At 60.7% G+C, this 17,179-nt stretch carries 16 protein-coding genes; 2 read left to right on the top strand and 14 right to left on the bottom strand.

What is annotated here, in order from left to right; all coding sequences use genetic code 11:
• Window positions 1-19: 19 nt before the first annotated feature.
• The 7 genes from ACFORG_RS21590 to purC form a co-directional block, all read right to left on the bottom strand.
• Window positions 20-2,914 (bottom strand): Rne/Rng family ribonuclease, encoded by a 2,895-nt coding sequence (locus ACFORG_RS21590; protein WP_386737660.1) that lies wholly within the window; start codon window positions 2,912-2,914, stop codon window positions 20-22.
• 433 nt (window positions 2,915-3,347) lie between these two features.
• Window positions 3,348-4,682, bottom strand: coding sequence for a sigma-54-dependent transcriptional regulator (locus tag ACFORG_RS21585; protein WP_386737659.1), 1,335 nt, complete (start codon window positions 4,680-4,682; stop codon window positions 3,348-3,350).
• A gap of 12 nt (window positions 4,683-4,694) precedes the next feature.
• Window positions 4,695-6,473 carry a sensor histidine kinase gene (locus ACFORG_RS21580; protein ID WP_386737658.1) on the bottom strand — a complete coding sequence of 593 codons (1,779 nt, stop codon included), beginning with the start codon at window positions 6,471-6,473 and terminating at the stop codon, window positions 4,695-4,697.
• A 36-nt stretch (window positions 6,474-6,509) separates the two neighbouring features.
• Complete coding sequence (gene purQ, locus ACFORG_RS21575) at window positions 6,510-7,178, bottom strand: phosphoribosylformylglycinamidine synthase subunit PurQ (RefSeq protein ID WP_386737657.1); 669 nt, start codon at window positions 7,176-7,178, stop codon at window positions 6,510-6,512.
• Between the two features lie 14 nt (window positions 7,179-7,192).
• Entirely contained in the window at window positions 7,193-8,236 is a 1,044-nt protein-coding gene (locus ACFORG_RS21570; RefSeq protein ID WP_386737656.1) for a zinc-dependent alcohol dehydrogenase family protein, read from the bottom strand.
• A gap of 4 nt (window positions 8,237-8,240) precedes the next feature.
• The gene (gene purS, locus ACFORG_RS21565) at window positions 8,241-8,471 is read right to left on the bottom strand and encodes a phosphoribosylformylglycinamidine synthase subunit PurS (RefSeq protein WP_386737655.1); all 231 of its coding nucleotides are present in this window, start codon (window positions 8,469-8,471) and stop codon (window positions 8,241-8,243) included.
• 72 nt (window positions 8,472-8,543) lie between these two features.
• Window positions 8,544-9,299 carry a phosphoribosylaminoimidazolesuccinocarboxamide synthase gene (purC, locus tag ACFORG_RS21560; protein ID WP_386737654.1) on the bottom strand — a complete coding sequence of 252 codons (756 nt, stop codon included), beginning with the start codon at window positions 9,297-9,299 and terminating at the stop codon, window positions 8,544-8,546.
• A gap of 201 nt (window positions 9,300-9,500) precedes the next feature.
• Here purC and ACFORG_RS21555 point away from each other — a divergent pair, with 201 nt between their 5' ends.
• The gene (locus ACFORG_RS21555) at window positions 9,501-9,818 is read left to right on the top strand and encodes a DUF1476 domain-containing protein (protein WP_386737653.1); all 318 of its coding nucleotides are present in this window, start codon (window positions 9,501-9,503) and stop codon (window positions 9,816-9,818) included.
• 123 nt (window positions 9,819-9,941) lie between these two features.
• Window positions 9,942-10,961 (top strand): betaine--homocysteine S-methyltransferase, encoded by a 1,020-nt coding sequence (gene bmt / locus ACFORG_RS21550; RefSeq protein WP_386737651.1) that lies wholly within the window; start codon window positions 9,942-9,944, stop codon window positions 10,959-10,961.
• Window positions 10,962-11,013: 52 nt separating this feature from the next.
• On the opposite strand, the gene ACFORG_RS21545 is transcribed toward bmt, so the two are convergent.
• The 7 genes from ACFORG_RS21545 to argC form a co-directional block, all read right to left on the bottom strand.
• On the bottom strand, window positions 11,014-11,790 hold the full coding sequence (locus tag ACFORG_RS21545; protein WP_386737649.1) for an enoyl-CoA hydratase-related protein: 777 nt from the start codon (window positions 11,788-11,790) through the stop codon (window positions 11,014-11,016).
• A 72-nt stretch (window positions 11,791-11,862) separates the two neighbouring features.
• Window positions 11,863-12,315 (bottom strand): cytochrome c-type biogenesis protein, encoded by a 453-nt coding sequence (locus tag ACFORG_RS21540; RefSeq protein WP_386737648.1) that lies wholly within the window; start codon window positions 12,313-12,315, stop codon window positions 11,863-11,865.
• Window positions 12,312-14,276 carry a heme lyase CcmF/NrfE family subunit gene (locus ACFORG_RS21535; protein WP_386737647.1) on the bottom strand — a complete coding sequence of 655 codons (1,965 nt, stop codon included), beginning with the start codon at window positions 14,274-14,276 and terminating at the stop codon, window positions 12,312-12,314. Before ACFORG_RS21535 ends, ACFORG_RS21540 begins: the two co-directional genes overlap by 4 nt.
• An 85-nt stretch (window positions 14,277-14,361) precedes the next feature.
• A complete protein-coding gene (locus tag ACFORG_RS21530; RefSeq protein ID WP_386737646.1) occupies window positions 14,362-14,940 on the bottom strand; it encodes a holin family protein in 579 nt (192 codons plus the stop codon).
• The gene (locus ACFORG_RS21525) at window positions 14,931-15,542 is read right to left on the bottom strand and encodes a holin-associated N-acetylmuramidase (RefSeq protein ID WP_386737645.1); all 612 of its coding nucleotides are present in this window, start codon (window positions 15,540-15,542) and stop codon (window positions 14,931-14,933) included. The genes ACFORG_RS21530 and ACFORG_RS21525 overlap by 10 nt, the downstream gene beginning before the upstream one ends.
• A gap of 128 nt (window positions 15,543-15,670) precedes the next feature.
• Window positions 15,671-16,117: a cytochrome c maturation protein CcmE gene (gene ccmE / locus ACFORG_RS21520; protein ID WP_386737644.1), complete on the bottom strand. Its 447-nt coding sequence runs from the start codon at window positions 16,115-16,117 to the stop codon at window positions 15,671-15,673.
• Between the two features lie 7 nt (window positions 16,118-16,124).
• Complete coding sequence (argC, locus tag ACFORG_RS21515; RefSeq protein ID WP_386737643.1) at window positions 16,125-17,153, bottom strand: N-acetyl-gamma-glutamyl-phosphate reductase; 1,029 nt, start codon at window positions 17,151-17,153, stop codon at window positions 16,125-16,127.
• Between the last annotated feature and the right edge of the window lie 26 nt (window positions 17,154-17,179).

The following is a 17,179-nucleotide window of genomic DNA, read 5'->3' as shown; positions in this document are numbered from 1 at the left end:
TTGGCCCGCCCTTTCAAAGTCAGCTTCCCAGCGACCACCAGCCACGCCGCTTGGGCTTGGCCGGTTTCTCCGGTTCATTCGCCGGTTTCTCAGGCTCGGCCGATACTTCTGCGACTGGTTCAGCCACTGCCTCGGTCACCTCTGTTTCGGCTGCAACCGTCTCTGCGGGCGAACTGTCGGCCTCTTCCACGACAGGTATCTCGGCCGGAATCTCCGGTGCTTCAATTTCCGTTTCAGGCGACGCCTCAGCAACTTCAGCCGGGATCTCCGGGTCCGGGAGGGGCTGGGCGGGTTCGGCATCCGCAGGCACCGCCTCGACAGGCTCGGCCTCGGCGAGACCGTTATCTCCGGCTTCCTCCGCACCCTGCTCGGGAGCGACAGGGTCCACCGCAGGTGCAGTCTCGGCAACTTCGGTCGGTGCGGTTTCAGCGGGTTCAACGGTGTCCTCGCGCACCTCCGCAATGGCTTCATCAGCGGGCGCAGTCACTTCGTCGGTCCCTTTGCCGGGTTCAGCTTCGGTCGTCTTGCTTTTGCGACGACGCGGCGCGCGACGGCGTTTGGGCTTTTCCTCTTCGGAACCAGCCTCGCCACCCTCGTCCGAAGCAGCATCTTTTGCAGTTTCGTCCGCAGCTTGGCCTTCGGTCCTGTCCGAAGGTTTGTCATCGCCCTCGGACGCCTGATCTTCCTGCGCTCCGGAATTGTCTGCATTTCCGCCATTGCCGTTCTTTTTCTTGCGGCGGCGGCGGCGCTTGCGCTTTGGCTTGCTATCGTCCTCGGCAGCTGGTTCGGGCGCTTCCTCTACAGGCTGTGCTTCTTCGTCGGCGTCGATTTGGTCCATCAACGATGTATCGACCGAAACGACTGGTGCGGTCGCCTCGGGCACAGAACGGCTGGCCGTCTTGAACTTCTCCATCGAAAAGTCGGGACTGACGAGGTGAATGTCGCCCTCGATCCGGACCGACAGACCGTAACGTGCCTCGATCTGAGCGATATGCTCGCGTTTCTGGTTCATCAGGTAATTTGCGATGGTCACGGGGCAGCGGATCAGCACCTCGCGGGACCGGCGGCGTGTGCCCTCCTCCTCGATCTGGCGCAAGATCGACAGGGCCATGTTGTCGTCGGAACGGATAAGGCCGGTTCCGTGACAGGATGGGCATGGCTGCGTCGTCGCCTCGATCATGCCGGGGCGCAGCCTCTGACGGCTCATTTCCATGAGGCCAAAGCCCGAGATTCGCCCGACCTGAATACGTGCCCGATCCGTCTTGAGCCGTTCCTTGACGCGCTTTTCGACGGCGGCATTGTTCTTGCGCTCATCCATGTCGATGAAATCGATCACGATAAGACCCGCAAGATCGCGCAGACGCAGTTGCCGTGCAATTTCGTCGGCGGCTTCGAGGTTCGTCTTGAGCGCCGTTTCCTCGATGGAGCCTTCCTTGGTGGCACGGCCCGAGTTCACGTCGATTGCCACCAGTGCCTCGGTCACGCCGATCACGATGTAACCGCCCGACTTCAATTGTACGGTCGGGTTGAACATCGAGTTCAGGTAGCTTTCCACCTGATAGCGCGCAAAGAGTGGCAGAGCGTCTTCATACCGCTTCACGTTCTTGGCGTGCGACGGCATGATCATCTTCATGAAGTCCTTGGCGATGCGATACCCGGCATCGCCCTCGACCAAAACTTCATCGATCTCGCGGTTGTAAAGGTCACGGATCGAACGTTTGATGAGGTCGCCCTCTTCATAGATTTTCGCCGGCGCGATCGAGCGCAACGTCAATTCCCGGATCTGTTCCCAAAGCCGCTGCAGATACTCGTAGTCACGCTTGATCTCGGATTTCGTTCGCTTGGCTCCCGCAGTCCGAATGATCAACCCCGCGCCCTTTGGCAGGTCGATCTCGGCCGCGATATCCTTGAGTTTCTTACGGTCGGCCGCATTGGTGATCTTGCGTGAGATGCCGCCACCGCGCGCGGTGTTTGGCATGAGCACGCAATAACGGCCAGCCAGCGAAAGGTAAGTGGTAAGAGCTGCACCCTTGTTGCCGCGCTCCTCCTTGACGACCTGAACCAGAAGGACCTGGCGGACCTTGATCACTTCCTGAATCTTGTAACGGCGCGGGCGCGGCTTGCGCGGGGGACGAATATCCTCGCTATCGTCGTCATCCGCGACGGACTCGATACTGTCATCCTTGGCGGCGGCATCCCGGTGATCGTCGTCACCGTTTTCGTCGCCGTCAGCAGCATCCTCGTTGTCAGCGGTAACTTCGCGGGTTGCCGCCTCGTCGCCGTCCGACGGCTCGTTACCGGCCTGACCCTCAGCTTCGGCGCTATCGGCCTCCGCTTCGACAGTGGTCGCATCCTCCGCGCTCGCTTCAGCAGAGTGGTCCTCCGGTTCCTCGACCGGGGTCTCGGCGACGCGTTCCATCGGCGAACTGCCTTCGGGCACCTCAGCTTCGTCGGTTTCATCCTCGGCGAGATCGATGGTTTCCATCCCGCGGATCTCGTCCGATACTTCGCGGGTTTCGACGGCATCCTGTGACTGTGCCTCGGCGGCCTTGGTGCGCGAACGTCCGCGCGAGCGGCGCTTGGGCTTCTCGTCCTCGTCTTCGTCGCGCGCCTTCATCGCCTCGGCATAGGCGCGCTCTTCTTCCATCAGCGCCTCACGGTCGGCAACCGGGATCTGATAGTAGTCCGGATGGATTTCGGAAAAGGCCAAGAACCCGTGTCGGTTCCCGCCGTAGTCCACGAATGCCGCCTGCAGCGAAGGTTCGACGCGGGTTACCTTTGCGAGGTAGATGTTTCCTGCGAGTTGACGCTTGTTCTCGGATTCGAAATCGAACTCTTCGACCTTGTTTCCGTCCACCACCACGACGCGGGTCTCTTCCGCGTGGGTGGCGTCAATGAGCATTTTCTTTGCCATATGTCCTTGTTGCACCGCGCCAAACGCGCGCGGCGCGCCCGACCGGGAGGCCTGGCGCGTCTGGGGAGGTGTCTTGTCAGGGCGATCTCGGACGGCGCACCGCAGGGCGTGGTCGTCATGCCGCCCCCTGCTCTTTCATTCAATCGTCGCGCGCGCGTCATCGCGGTTCTTCTCCGACGGGCCGAGGCATCTGCCTGCGTTACCCGCCCATTTTTTCCTTTCACCCGGGGAGCCGGGCGAAGGCACTCATAGCCCCTTGGGGCACAATCGGTCTGCTTGCCTCTTGCCTTCGTGGCATCCGGCAGGCAGCGAATCTCAGAATAACCGGCCCAGCCACTCTGGGCGGCCGACCGTTCCTACACCTTAAGGGGAGACGTGAGGAAAAGACAATGGCGAAAAATTCGACCGGGCATCAAGGCGCCCGGTCCCCGGATTACAGGTAGTCGGCCCGCTGCAACCCGTATTTTGCCATCTTTTCGTTCAGTGTGCGACGCGGCAGACAAAGCTCGTCCATCACGGCGGCAATCGAGCCCTTGTGCCGTCGCATCGTGTTGTCGATCAGCATCCGTTCAAACGCCTCGACATATTCTTTCAGCGGCTTGCCCTCGGTCGTCACGACCGGTTGCATTTCCTCGTGATCCGACATGAGAAGCGAGGCTATGGTCCCCGACCCACGCCGGGATTGCAGCACCGCGCGCTCAGCCACGTTGATGAGTTGCCGGACATTGCCGGGCCACGGCGCCTGCAACAGTTGCGCCGCTTCTTGCGCGCTCACCTGCGGCGCGTCGCAGCCGTACTCATCAGCGAATTGCTCGGACAGGCGCGTGAACAACGTCAGGATATCCTCACCACGCTGGCGAAGCGGCGGCATCGTGATGCGCAGGGCCGCGAGGCGATAAAAAAGGTCAGGGCGCAAAACGTCTTCGCTCGTTTTGCCTGCTTCCTGGAGGTTCGAGATTGCGACGATACGCGTTTCGGCCGGAGTACCCTGTTCGTTCATCACGTTCAGCAAGCGTGCCTGCAAAGTGTCACTCAGCGACTCGATATCCTCAAGGACCAGCGTTCCTCCACGAGCCTCCTCAATAGCCGGAAGCTGCGCATCCTCCGGCATCATCGGGCCGAAGAGACGCTTGGACAGGGCGTCCTCCTCAAGAGCGGCGCACGAAACCAGAACGAATTTCTTGCCTGCGCGGCTGCCGACCGCATGCAGGGCGTGCGCTACCAGCGTTTTGCCCGTGCCGGTTTCTCCGTCGATCAGGACATGACCGTCAGCCTGTCCAAGATCGAGAATATCCTCTCGGAGCCGCTCCATCACCGGACTGGCGCCGATCAGTTTGTTCATGATCTGGGTGCCGCCGGACAGTTCGCGGCGCAATGCGCGGTTATCCAGGGTGAGCCGCCGATGGTTGCTGGCGCGTTTGGCAAGTTCGGACATCCTGTCGGGATTGAAAGGCTTTTCGAGAAAATCGAAAGCGCCGACGCGCATCGCCTCGACAGCCATCGGCACATCGCCATGCCCTGTGATCATGATCACCGGCAGCGTGCTGTCCGATCCCATCAGCTTTTTCAGGAATTGCATTCCATCCATACCAGGCATGCGGATATCAGAAATCACGATACCGGGGTAATCCGGGCCCAGCACCTTGAGCGCTTCCTCCGCGCTTGAGAATGTCTCGGTGTCGTAACCGGACAGGGCCAGCCATTGGCTGATCGACTGGCGCATGTCCTGCTCGTCGTCAACGATCGCGATCTTCATGGCCTGTGCCATAGCATTTCCTCGTCATTCAGCGGCTCTTACGCCATCTTCTTCAAGTATCGGCAGCTGCATCTCGAAAACGGCGCCGCCATGCTGACCGTTGCGTGCGATCAGACGTCCGCCATGGTCGTTCACGATCCCCGATGAGATCGCAAGCCCCAGACCAACGCCATCTCCGGGTTGCTTGGTCGTGTAGAACGGCTCGAACAGGCTCTCGATATCCTCGATGCCGTGCCCATTGTCACGCACGGTCAGAACGGCGGTCTCCCCAACCGCCAGGATGATCTCGACCTCGGGATCAGCAACAGATTTGGTAGCGTCCAGAGCATTGCGCAAGAGGTTCACCATCACCTGCTCGATCCTCATCCGGTCGCCCATCACACGCACGGACTGGTCAGGAAGGATCTGGGTGATCTTCACATGTCTCTGGCGCAGCTGCGGCTCCATCATCGACAATGATGCCGCAAGCGCATCCCCCATGTTTACAGGGGAAAACGCATCGGCGCCCTTGCGAGCGTAAGACTTCAACTGTCGTGTGATCGCCCCCATCCGCTCGATCAGGTCGTCAATCCGGCCAAAGCTGGCCAGCGCCTCCTCGGGCCGGTTGCGTCTCAGCAAAAGCCGCGCACCGGCGAGATAGGTTTTCATCGCTGCAAGAGGCTGGTTCAGTTCATGACTGACCGCCGCTGACATCTCGCCCAATGCGGCGAGTTTCGAGCTTTGCGCCAGCGTCTGTTCGGCCACTTCCAGCGTTTTCTGAACCCGTTCACGCTCGGCGATTTCCCGCTGCAAGCGCGTGTTCAACGCGCGAAGCTCTGCCGACTCGCGCTGAAACAGCGCCATGCGCAAAGCGGTTTTTCGACTGAGCGCGTAAAAGGCCAGCGAAAGCAGGATGGCAAAGCCCATGATCTCCAGCGCGAGGACGCCGTTCACACGCTCGCGAATCGAAGCATAGGTGGTGAAAGACGTCATCGTCCAACCGCGGAACGGAATGCGTGTCTGCATCCGCATCACCGCCTCGCCCTGCAGATACGCATCCGCAGGCAGCGCCGTCCAATCGGCCGTGGCCCTGATCGCACGCTGGATGGCCCCTTGGGGAGGTTGACGACGCAGCGCTTCCTGTTCGTTCAATCCCCGCCAGCGCGGTTCGGTGGCAAGAACGATGGTTCCGGTGCTGTCCGTCACCATGACCGCATCCGAAATGCCTGCCCAGGCTCTTTCGAACTTCTGAAGCCCGACCTCCACGACGATGACGCCAAGCACCTCGGCGCCCTGCTCCAACCGACGCGCGTAGGTAAAGCTATAGCCGCCGGCCTCGCGCGGAATGACCGAAAACACTGTTGAATTCGATCGCAGCGGCTCGACGAAATAGGCGTCGCTGCGGTGTTGTTCACCAAGCCGGTTCCTGTCGGTTGCGGCAACAACCCGACCGTCCCGGTCCAACAGCATCAATGAGGCTGCACCGATCTCTTCGACGAAGGATATCAACCGCTGGGTCGACATCGTGAAATCGCTCGACTGAAGTGCCGCGATCAGCGTGGGGTCGCGCGCCAGCAATTGCGGAACAATGGAGTTTCGCTGAAGCTCGCTGATCAGGTTTCCGGAATAGAGCGCAAGCCGCAATTCGGCACGGTTGCGCGTGCTTTCCGTGAACCGATTGGTCAGGAAGTTGTTCGATATCCAGATCGTGGCAACGGCCACCAGCAGGAACACGCCAAGCGCAGCCCGGACACGCCAGGTGATCGGGCCGGATCGCGGCCAGGCAAGGGCTGGCTTGCTGCCTTGTGAACGCTTGGAACTCATGTGACCAAGCTACGGGCCGCGCGGCGCGACCTCAAGTCACGCGGTCGCGAAGACCCCACCCAATGCGCGGAAGAGCGCCGTTCCGTCGGTGCCGCCATGGCCTTCGTCCGCCGCCCGTTCGGGGTGCGGCATCATGCCAAGGACGCGACGGTTGTCAGACAGGATCCCCGCTATGTCGGCACGTGACCCGTTCGGATTATCCCCATAGGTAAAGGCGATCCGGTCCTCGCCCTGCAAACGCGAGATCGAATCGTCATCCGCGAAGTAGTTGCCGTCATGATGCGCGATTGGGATCATGATCTCATCCCCCTTGCCGTAGCCCGCGGTAAAGGCGCTATCAGTCGTCCGGACGACCAGCGGCACGGTACGGCAGATGTATTTGAGCCCTGCATTCCGCAACAGCGCGCCGGGCAAGATTCCGGTTTCGGTCAGAACTTGGAAGCCATTGCAAATTCCGATGGCATATCCGCCGCGCTCGGTGTGGGCTTTCACGGCCTGGCAGATCGGCGATTGCGCTGCAATCGCGCCGCAGCGCAGATAATCCCCATAGGAGAACCCGCCCGGAACGCCCACGATGTCCACTCCGTCTGGCAGGGAGGCATCCTTGTGCCAGACCATGTCGACCGAGAAACCCTCGCGTTCGAACGCAACCGCAAGGTCTCGATCACAATTGGAACCCGGAAAAACGATTACTGCGGCACGCATGTGGAAAATCCCTTCTAGCTGGCGAAATCGGTGATGACGGCGACACCCGGCGGTGCCGGACGATCAAAGGCCGCAAGCTCATCGCTGGCTTGCGACAAGGCAATCCTGCGCGTGACCAACGGGGACAAGTCGACATGCCCCCCTTCGATCAAGGAAATGAGTGACGGATAGCGCCAGCTGGGCATTCCGCGCGTTCCCTGCAATGTCAGCTGCCCGGAATAGAGTGCATCCATCGGCAAGGTCATCGCGCTATGTTCACCTGCCGGCATGCCGATCTGTACCATTCGGCCAAGCTTGCGAAGGCTGCGCATGGCGGCAACGGTCGTGACCTCGATCCCGAGCGCCTCTACCGATACATCGGCACCGCCGCCGGTCACCTCGCGAATGGCTTCAACGGCATTCGCGTCTGCAGCGTTGACAACCGCGTCCGCCCCGAGCGTCCTTGCAAAAGCCAGCTTTTCTTCGACGACATCGACCACCACCACCCGCGCACCCAGAGCACGCCCGAGCAAGAGCGTCGAAATTCCGACACCGCCCCCTCCGAACACGGCAAGCCATTCACCGGGCTTCAACTGCGCACGTCCGACCAATGCCTGCCAGGAGGTGGTCACGCGGCATCCAAGTGCGGCAGCGATTTCCGCCGGCATCGTCTCGGGCAGCTGCGTCAGGTTGGTGTCGGCATGCGCCACCGCGATATATTCCGCAAACGCCCCGTCGCAGGTAAAGCCGGGTACAACCTGGTTGTCGCAGGCCGTCTGATGCCCCTCGGCGCAATAGCCGCACCGCCCGCATGCGAGGATGAAAGGCGCGATCACCCGATCGCCCGTCTTCCATCGCGCCACGCCCGCTCCGGTCGCAACAACCTCGCCGCAGAATTCGTGCCCGGGAATCATCGGCAAAACGACGTCCGGATCGGAACCGGTCCAGGCATGCCAGTCCGAACGGCAAACGCCGCAAGCAAGTACCCGCAACACGACACCACCTTCGGGCGGGGTCGGATCGGCAACCTGGCCAATCTCGAGCGGCTCGCGCCAAGCGGTCAGACGGGCTGCGCGCATTTCGTCAGTCCAGGTCGATTTCGTAGCGCTCGATGACCGTGTTGGCCAATAGCTTTTCGCACATTTCGGCGACCTCGGCCTCTGTCGTGCCCTCTGCAAGTTCTAGGTCGATCACCTTGCCTTGCCGAACGCCCTCGACCTTGTCGAAACCCATCGCACCCAACGCGTGGCGGACTGCTTCGCCCTGGGGGTCGAGCACCCCGGTCTTGAGCATCACGTGAACCCTTGCCTTCATGTCGCCTCGTCCTTCAGCCTTGTCCCCGCGATGGGGTGTCAGATCGTTGGTGTTCTCGAAATACGCCCGCGCTCAGTTGATGAGAGTGGGCTTGGCCGCCGGGCTTTTCGGCATGACGCCGAGGCGCCGTGCAACCTCGGAATAGGCGTCCGTCAGGTTGCCGAGGTCACGGCGGAACACGTCCTTGTCCAGCTTGCGGCCGGATTCGATGTCCCACAGACGGCAGCTGTCTGGGCTGATTTCGTCTGCCACGACCAGTCGCTGGAAATCGCCTTCGTAGATCCGGCCGACCTCGATCTTGAAATCGATCAGCCGGATTCCGACGGCAAGCATCACGCCGGACAGAAAATCGTTAACCCGCAAGGCCAGGCTTACGATATCATCCATGTCCTGCTGGCTGGCCCATCCGAACGCCGCGATATGCTCTTCGCTTACCAGCGGATCGCCAAGCGCATCATCCTTATAGCAATACTCGATGACGGGGCGCGGTAGCTGGGTCCCTTCTTCAATGCCCAGTCTCTTGGACATAGAACCAGCCGCAAAATTGCGCACGATGATCTCGAGCGGTACAATCTCGCAGCTCTTTACCAGTTGCTCCCGCATGTTGAGCCTGCGGATGAAATGCGTCGGCACACCGATCTGGTTCAGACCGGACATGAAGAATTCGCTCAGACGGTTGTTCAAAACGCCCTTGCCTTCGATCACGTCCTTCTTCTCGGCATTGAAGGCGGTGGCGTCGTCCTTGAAATACTGGACGATCGTGCCCGGCTCGGGTCCTTCGTACAGGATCTTGGCCTTGCCTTCGTAAATTTTCTTGCGACGCGCCATTGTCGTCCTTTCCGGATCATCAGGGACCATGAGTCCCGCTCATATCGCGCCCTCTTAGTGCAAGCGCCCCATTGCCGCAAGCTGGCCAACTCACCGAACCCGGCCATCCGGGCCGCTTTGCCGCATCATATCCTCTTGCGCCTCGCGTGCGCCGAGGCCATACCGGTTCTAACGACGACATGACAGCAACGAGGTCCCGACATGACCACCTTCGACGATCGCGAAAATGCTTTCGAGGCCAAGTTCGCCCATGATGAGGAGATGCAGTTCAAGGCGCAGGCGCGCTGCAACAAGCTGCTGGGTCTCTGGGCCGCCGGCCTGATGGGCAAATCCGAAGAGGAAGCCAAGGAATACGCCAAAACCGTCGTTCTGGCCGATTTCGAGGAAGCAGGGCACGAAGACGTCGTGCGCAAGGTAGAAGGCGATCTGAACGGACTGGCCGACGCCGACACGATCCGCGCCAAGATGGCCGAGCTACTGCCCCAAGCCAAGGCCCAGATCATGTCCGAGATCGACTGATCACGCAATCCGGCTCATGGTAATCATGAGCGGAACGAATTTGCTTTGACGCCCCGTCCATGTCAGACGGGGCGTCTGACTTTCTGGCCTGCTGCAAGCGGGCCCGACGACGGGATGACAGCCATGACAAACGCCTTTTCCGAACAGCTCGAGAAGCTTGGTGTTCTTCTTGCCGATGGCGCGACAGGAACCAACCTGTTCCAGATGGGCCTGCAATCAGGCGATGCGCCAGAGTTGTGGAACACAGACGCTCCAGAAAAGATCATCGCGCTCTACCAAGGCTCCGTCGACGCGGGCAGCGATCTGTTCCTGACGAACACTTTCGGCGGCACTGCCGCACGGCTCAAGCTCCACGACGCGCAAAACCGCGTGCGCGAACTCAATCTCGTCGGCGCCGAACTCGGCCGCGAGGTCGCGGACAAGACCGCGCGCAAGATCGTTGTCGCAGGCTCCGTCGGTCCGACCGGGGAAATCATGGAACCGGTCGGCGCGCTCAGCCATTCCCTTGCCGTCGAGATGTTCCATGAGCAAGCCGACGGATTGAAGGAGGGGGGTGTCGACGTATTGTGGCTCGAAACCATCTCGGCCCCCGAGGAATTTCGCGCCGCGGCCGAGGCATTCGCGCTGGCTGACATGCCCTGGTGCGGGACCATGAGCTTTGACACCGCAGGCCGGACCATGATGGGCGTGACATCGGCTGATCTTGCACAACTGGTCGAGGATCTTCCCAACCCGCCGCTGGCCTTCGGCGCAAATTGCGGTACCGGCGCCTCGGATATCCTGCGAACCGTTCTGGGCTTTGTCGCACAGGGAACGGAGCGGCCGATCATCTCCAAGGGCAATGCCGGCATTCCCAAATATGTCGACGGCCATATCCATTACGATGGCACGCCCGAATTGATGGGAATCTATGCCCGGATGGCCCGCGATTCAGGCGCAAGCGTCATCGGCGGATGCTGTGGAACAATGCCCGGCCATCTGCGCAAGATGCGTGAAGCGCTCGACACGACCGAGCGCGGCGAACGCCCGACGCTGGACCAGATCACCAACGCGATCGGGCCTTTTACGTCAGCAAGCGACGGAACCGGCGAGGATCAACCAGTGTCGGAGCGGCGCGGCCGTCGGGGCCGACGCAGAGGCTGATCCGCTCGAAAACCCAAGCCGGCGCGCACACCACTGCGCGCGCCTTTCGGGATCAACGGCCTTCGAAAGAGGCCGGGCGCTTTTCGAGAAAGGCCAAAACGCCCTCACGGAAATCCCGCGTCTCGCCGCACTCGCCTTGCAAATGGGCCTCCGTTGACAACTGTTCGGTCAGGGTCTGGTCAAAGCTGCCGCGAATTGCCTTCTTGATGGCGCGAAAGCCCTCGGTCGGCCCTGCCGCAAGGTACGATGCGCGCTTGCGCCAATGCGCCTCGAACTCCGCGTCGTCTACTGCTTCCCAGATCATTCCCCATTCATCGGCCTGACGGGCCGAAATCTTGTCCGCGAACAGGGCCGCCCCCATGGCCTTTGCAAGGCCCATGTTACGCGGCATGAACCACGTGCCACCGGCGTCCGGCAAGAGACCGATCCTGGCAAATGCCTGAAGAAAATAGGCACTTTCGGTGGCGATCACGACATCGGCGCAAAGCGCGAGATTGGCCCCTGCCCCGGCAGCAGGGCCGTTGACCGCGGCGATCGTCGGAACCGGGCAATCATAAATCGCAGCCAGCATCGGCTCGTATTCATCACGCAAAGTTCGTTCGAGGTCGATTTTGCCACCGGCCGCACCGTCACCCAAATCCTGTCCCGTACAGAAAGCAGCACCTGCCCCGGTCAGAACGACAGCACGCGCCTTGTTGGCTGCGTCCTGCATGGCGTGGGTGATTTCTGCCCGCATCCGCCCGGTCAGCGCGTTCATCTTGTCCGGCCTGTTCAGTGTCAGAACCGCCAAACCGTCCTTAAATTCGAGCGTGATCGTATCGTATTCCATTTCGCGCCTCGCTTCGGATGAGTTTGGCGCAGACTGGCCCAAGCCCGGGATCGAAGAAAGAGGGACCGCGCGTCACTCCTCGAGAATGCGCCTCAGGCGGGCCTGTTCTTCGTCACTCAGCGCAGCCTCCTGCGGTGCAACACCTTTGGAGCGCGACCTCAGGAAAGCAAATCCGACTCCGCCAGCCAGCACCAGCATTGCGGGTCCGGCCAGCCAGAGCAACCAGTTCGCCCCGGTCACGGTGGGCCGCAGCAGAACGTATTCGCCATACCGGTCCACCACGAACTCGATCACTTCGTCGTCGCTGTCCCCGGCAACCAGACGTTCACGAACCAGAAGCCGCAGATCCCGTGCCAGTTCGGCATTACTTTCGTCGATACTCTCGTTTCGGCAGACAAGGCAGCGTAACCCCTGGCTGAGGTCGCGGGCGCGCTCTTCCAGCGCCGGGTCTTCGAGCACCTCGTCAGGTTGAACCGCCCAAACCGGTGCAGCCATCAACACCAAGACCAGCAACAGGCGTTTCATTCCGCGGGCACTCCTCCGGTGGGCGCTTTACGTGCGCCGGCCGCGACCCGGAACCGTCTGTCCGACAGGCTGAGCGTACCACCGAGAGCCATCAAGATGCACCCCGCCCAGATCCAGTTCGCAAAGGGCTTTATGTAGGTGCGGATCGTCCAGCCACCGTTATCTTGCCGATCGCCGATAACCACATAGACGTCACGCATGATCCGATAATCGATCGAGGCTTCAGTCGTAGGCATGCGGGCTACGGGATAGTTTCGTTTTTCCGGGGTGAGCACCGCAAGGTCCCGACCGTTTTTCTGCAAGTTCACGATGCCCATCGTTGTCAGGTAATTCGGGCCCTCGCCACGCCGTACGTCTTCGAGTGTAAGAGTGAAACTGCCAACCTCGAACGGTTCGTCGATCTGCGCGACGCGGATGTCTTCGACTTGCCAGGCCGTCAACCCGGCAACGGCAAACATGGTAACGCCAAGTCCGGTATGCGCGACCGCCTTGCCCCAATCGGCACGGGGAAGACGCATCAGACGTGCAAAGCTGCCGCCCCTGCCCGTCCTGCCCCACAGGTCCATCGCCGCGCCTGCCGTTATCCAAGCGCCAAGGAATACGCCCACCGGGCCAAGGGCGCTCCGCCCGGTTTGCATCACCCAAATCAGCAGCGCAGCGGCGACGCATAGAAGGAAAACGTAACGCAGGGACCATGCCACCCGCCCAAGCCGACCGCGTTTCCACGGCAACATCGAGCCCAACGGCAGGGCGAGGCCAAGCGCAACCATGAAAGGCGAAAAGGCCGCGTTGAAGAAGGGAGGACCCACCGAAAGTTTGCGATCAAAGAACATCTCGGCCACGACGGGCCAAAGCGTTCCGACAAAAACCACGAAGCACGAGACGGCTAGCAGGATGTTGTTCAGAACCAGCGCGCTCTCTCGGCTGACCATACCGAACACGCCTTTGGCTTCCATCGCCTGTGCGCGCGCCGCGAACAGGATCAGCGCACCGCCAGTAAAGAAGGCAAGGATCATCAGGATGAAAACGCCCCGCTCCGGGTCGTTGGCAAATGCATGCACGCTGGTCAGCAGGCCTGAGCGTACGATGAACGTTCCGATCAGGGAGAATCCAAAGGCAAGAATCGCCAGCAGGATCGTCCAGCTTTTCAGGGCTTCCCGCTTTTCCACTACGATTGCCGAATGCAGGAGTGCGGCAGCCAGAAGCCAGGGCATGAAGGACGCGTTTTCCACAGGATCCCAGAACCAGAACCCGCCCCAGCCAAGCTCATAATAAGCCCACCATGACCCCAACGCGATCCCGATGGTCAGGAAAACCCATGCTGCAAGCGTCCACGGGCGCACCCAACGGCCCCATGCCGCGTCCACCCGGCCTTCGATGAGGGCTGCCACGGCAAAGGAAAACGCCATGGAGAGCCCCACGTATCCCAAGTAAAGGAACGGCGGGTGAAGCGCGAGGCCGGGATCTTGCAAAAGCGGGTTCAGATCCTGTCCATCAAAAGGCGGGACCGCGAGGCGCAGGAACGGGTTCGACGTAAACAGGATGAAGGCAAAGAAGGCCACCGCGATGGCCGATTGCACCGCCAGAACCCGGGCTTTCAGTGTTGGCGGCAGGTTGCCACCGAACCACGCAGCCATCGCACCGAACAATGTCACGATCAGAACCCAGAGCAGCATGGAGCCTTCGTGATTGCCCCAGGTTCCGCTGATCTTGTAGATCATCGGCTTCGCGGAGTGGCTGTTAAGCACCACCAGCCTAAGTGAGAAATCCGATGTGACGAATGCCCAGACAAGCGCGGCAAAGGAGAACGCCGTGAGCAGGAATTGCGCATTCGCGGCAGGCTCGGCCACGGCCATCCAGCCGGGCCACCGTTTATGCGCGCCAACCAAGGGGACGACCACCTGCACGATGGCGACCATGAATGCAAGAATGAGGGCGAAGTGACCGAGTTCAGTAACCATGCCCAAAGGTATAATTCCGGCGCGCGCCGGGGCCAATGGGTTTCGGCCTCGGCACGCAGTCACAATGTCGCGGGAGGAAACCCGCTCACGCGCGTCTCAGCTTGCGCCAGTCCTCCAGCGCGGCATTTGCCTCGGGTCGGAGTATATCAATCGTGACGTCGGCATCGTCGCCCGCATCAGCAGCCCGAGGCGATCCGTGCGATATGTTTCGCAAGCCGTTTATGTTCCCGATGACATCAGGCGCGCGCGCCAGCGTGGCCGCAAGCTCGCGCTGAAGGTCTTGTGTCTTCGCCTGATGCCGCGCACCGAAGTAGAATGACACGATGACCCCCAGAAGCCACCACAGAGGCTCGGGCACCAGCGCAATACCCTGCATTCGCTCGGCAAACCACAACGGGTCCACCATTGCTGCCCCAAAGAGGGCAAGGGTCCCCAATGCCAGAGCCGGACGCGGAAGGCGGTTGAGCCCATCCATGAACCGATCGAAACCACCCTTGCGGGCCATTGCGAATTCGGACGCAAGCTGCGCCAGCGCCTGTTCCCGCATTCCGGCGGCACGTGCTGCCCCCGCTTCCGCGTTTTCTCGGAACACCTCTGCCGTCTCCTTGACGACGTTCGTCCCGCCGCCGAAGAGCAGGTTGACGGCCTGATGGATCAAACCCATGCCGCAATCCTCCGCTGAAATTCTGCCGCGCTCAGATGATAGCGTGGAGACAGGAACTCCTCGGCCCGCTTGATCCAACCGCCCTTGCCGCCCATTCGGGTGCGCGCGAACTTGCGCGATGCCGGACGCCGGTCGGCGATGCGGAAATAGTAGTTTCTCCGTGCAACGCCATAAGCATCGCGCAGCGCCATTGCATCGGGCACCGCCGCCTTGGCCGTCGCCGAGATTGTGCGCGGGCCGATTACCCCATCGACCGCCATGTCGAACCCCATGGACCGAAGAAGCCTTTGCAGGATTTTCACGGCGTTAGCGCCCGCATTCACGTACATGTCGAAAACCGATGCTTGAAGTGCGGCCGGCAAGGCACCAATGCGGGGGCGCTCAAAGTAGTGTTCGAGGAATATCTCGACCGCCTGTTCGCGCGTCAGCGCACGTACGTCCTGTACCGAAACCATCCCGTCGCCGGTCAGATCAAGGCCCAACCGACGCATGGTGTGGATCGTGACCCCGTACTTGGTGGCCCCGCCCGGATCGTCAGGGTCGTCGACGAAGCCGCCCTCTCGCGCCACGATCTCTTGCGCGATTTGCCGTACTGTCTGCATGAAAGCCTCCGCATAGCGATGCGAAGATTGCTGCGCGAGAAAGCTGAACAGACAGATGACGCTGCGAACCGACATGGCGCAACGCTATTTGCGCCAGTACCCCCCTCAAACCTCAGGTAAGAAGAAGGTCAGCTTTCGCCGGGCTCCTTGTAGACGCCTTGTTCCTTGAGCGCGTCCACGACCTCTTTTGGCATGTAAGTCTCGTCATGTTTCGCAAGTATTTCAGAGGCTTGAAACACACCATTCACGTAACTTCCCGTGCCGACCATACCTTGGTTCTCGGCAAACAGATCAGGCAGCACGCCCGTGTAACTGACGGGAACACTCGCGCCACCATCCGTCACGACGAACTGTACAGTCTCGCCCTGACCGCGGATGATAGACCCTTCCTCGACTAGGCCGCCAATTCGGAACACTTCCGAAGGCTGCGGCGGTTCAGCCATTACCTGGCTGGGCGACCGAAAGAAGTTGATGCCGTCCCGCATCGCGTAGCCGATCAGACCGGTCGAAACGACAAGCGCGACCGAAGCCAGCGCGATGACTTGGATCCGGCGCTTTTTCTTGAGCGACTTCATGGCTACCTCACGGGAATAACGGGGCCATCATCAGGCCCGTGACCTCTTCCTCACCTAACATCAAATTCGCATTCTGCAATGCTTGGCCACTGCTACCTTTTGTCAGATTATCCAGCGCGGCAACCACGATCGCGCGCCCCTCGATCCGATCACCCGTTACACCGATATGGCAAAAGTTCGAACCGCGCACATGATGGGTCGACGGTGTTTGGCCGAATGGAAGCACCTCGACAAAGGTTTCGTCGGCATAGGCCGCAGTCAAGGTATCGTGGATGTCCTGCGCATTGCCGCTCACGTAGGTGGTGGCGAGTATACCACGATTGACCGGTATCAGGTGAGGTGTGAATTGAACCCGGACCGGCCGGCCCGCCAATTTCGAAAACTCCTGGTCGAACTCTCCCAGATGCCGATGCGTGCCGCCAACGGCATAGGCATTCGTTCCTTCTGACAACTCGGCATGCAGCAGGTTTTCCTTTAGCGCGCGCCCTGCTCCCGACACCCCGCACTTCAGGTCGAGGATGATGTCATCCAGACCAATCACTCCTGCCGCAATCAAAGGACGCAATGCATACTGTCCCGTAGCAGCATTGCACCCTGTGCCAGCCACCAACCGCGCTGCGCAAATCTCTTCACGGTAGAACTCGGTCAGGCCGTATACAGCCTCTTCCTGGCACTCCAGCGCGACGTGAGGGTTTCCGTACCACGTCTCATAGGCATCGGGATCCCGCAGCCGAAAATCGGCTGAAAGATCCACGATCTTAAGCGTTTTCGGAAGATCACGGATGATCTCCTGGCTGGTCTTGTGCGGCAAGGCACAAAAACACAGATCAACCGAGCCGAAATCGATCTCGTCGATACGGCACAGGCGCGGCAGGTCCATGTGGCGCAGATGCGGAAACACGTCCGCCATGCTCTGGCCAGCCTTTCGTTCGGCAGCAAGTGCAACGATTTCCATGTTCGGGTGTCCAGCGATCAACCGGACAAGTTCTGCGCCGGTATATCCGCTGGCGCCAAGGATCGCGATCTTGTGGGTCATGCGTGACCTCTCAAAGTAACATCAGA

Source organism: Lutimaribacter marinistellae (assembly GCF_042648365.1).
Lineage (GTDB): Bacteria > Pseudomonadota > Alphaproteobacteria > Rhodobacterales > Rhodobacteraceae > Lutimaribacter_A > Lutimaribacter_A marinistellae.
The sequence above is the reverse complement of the archived record's forward strand: the minus strand, read 5'-3'. Positions and strand labels throughout refer to the sequence as shown.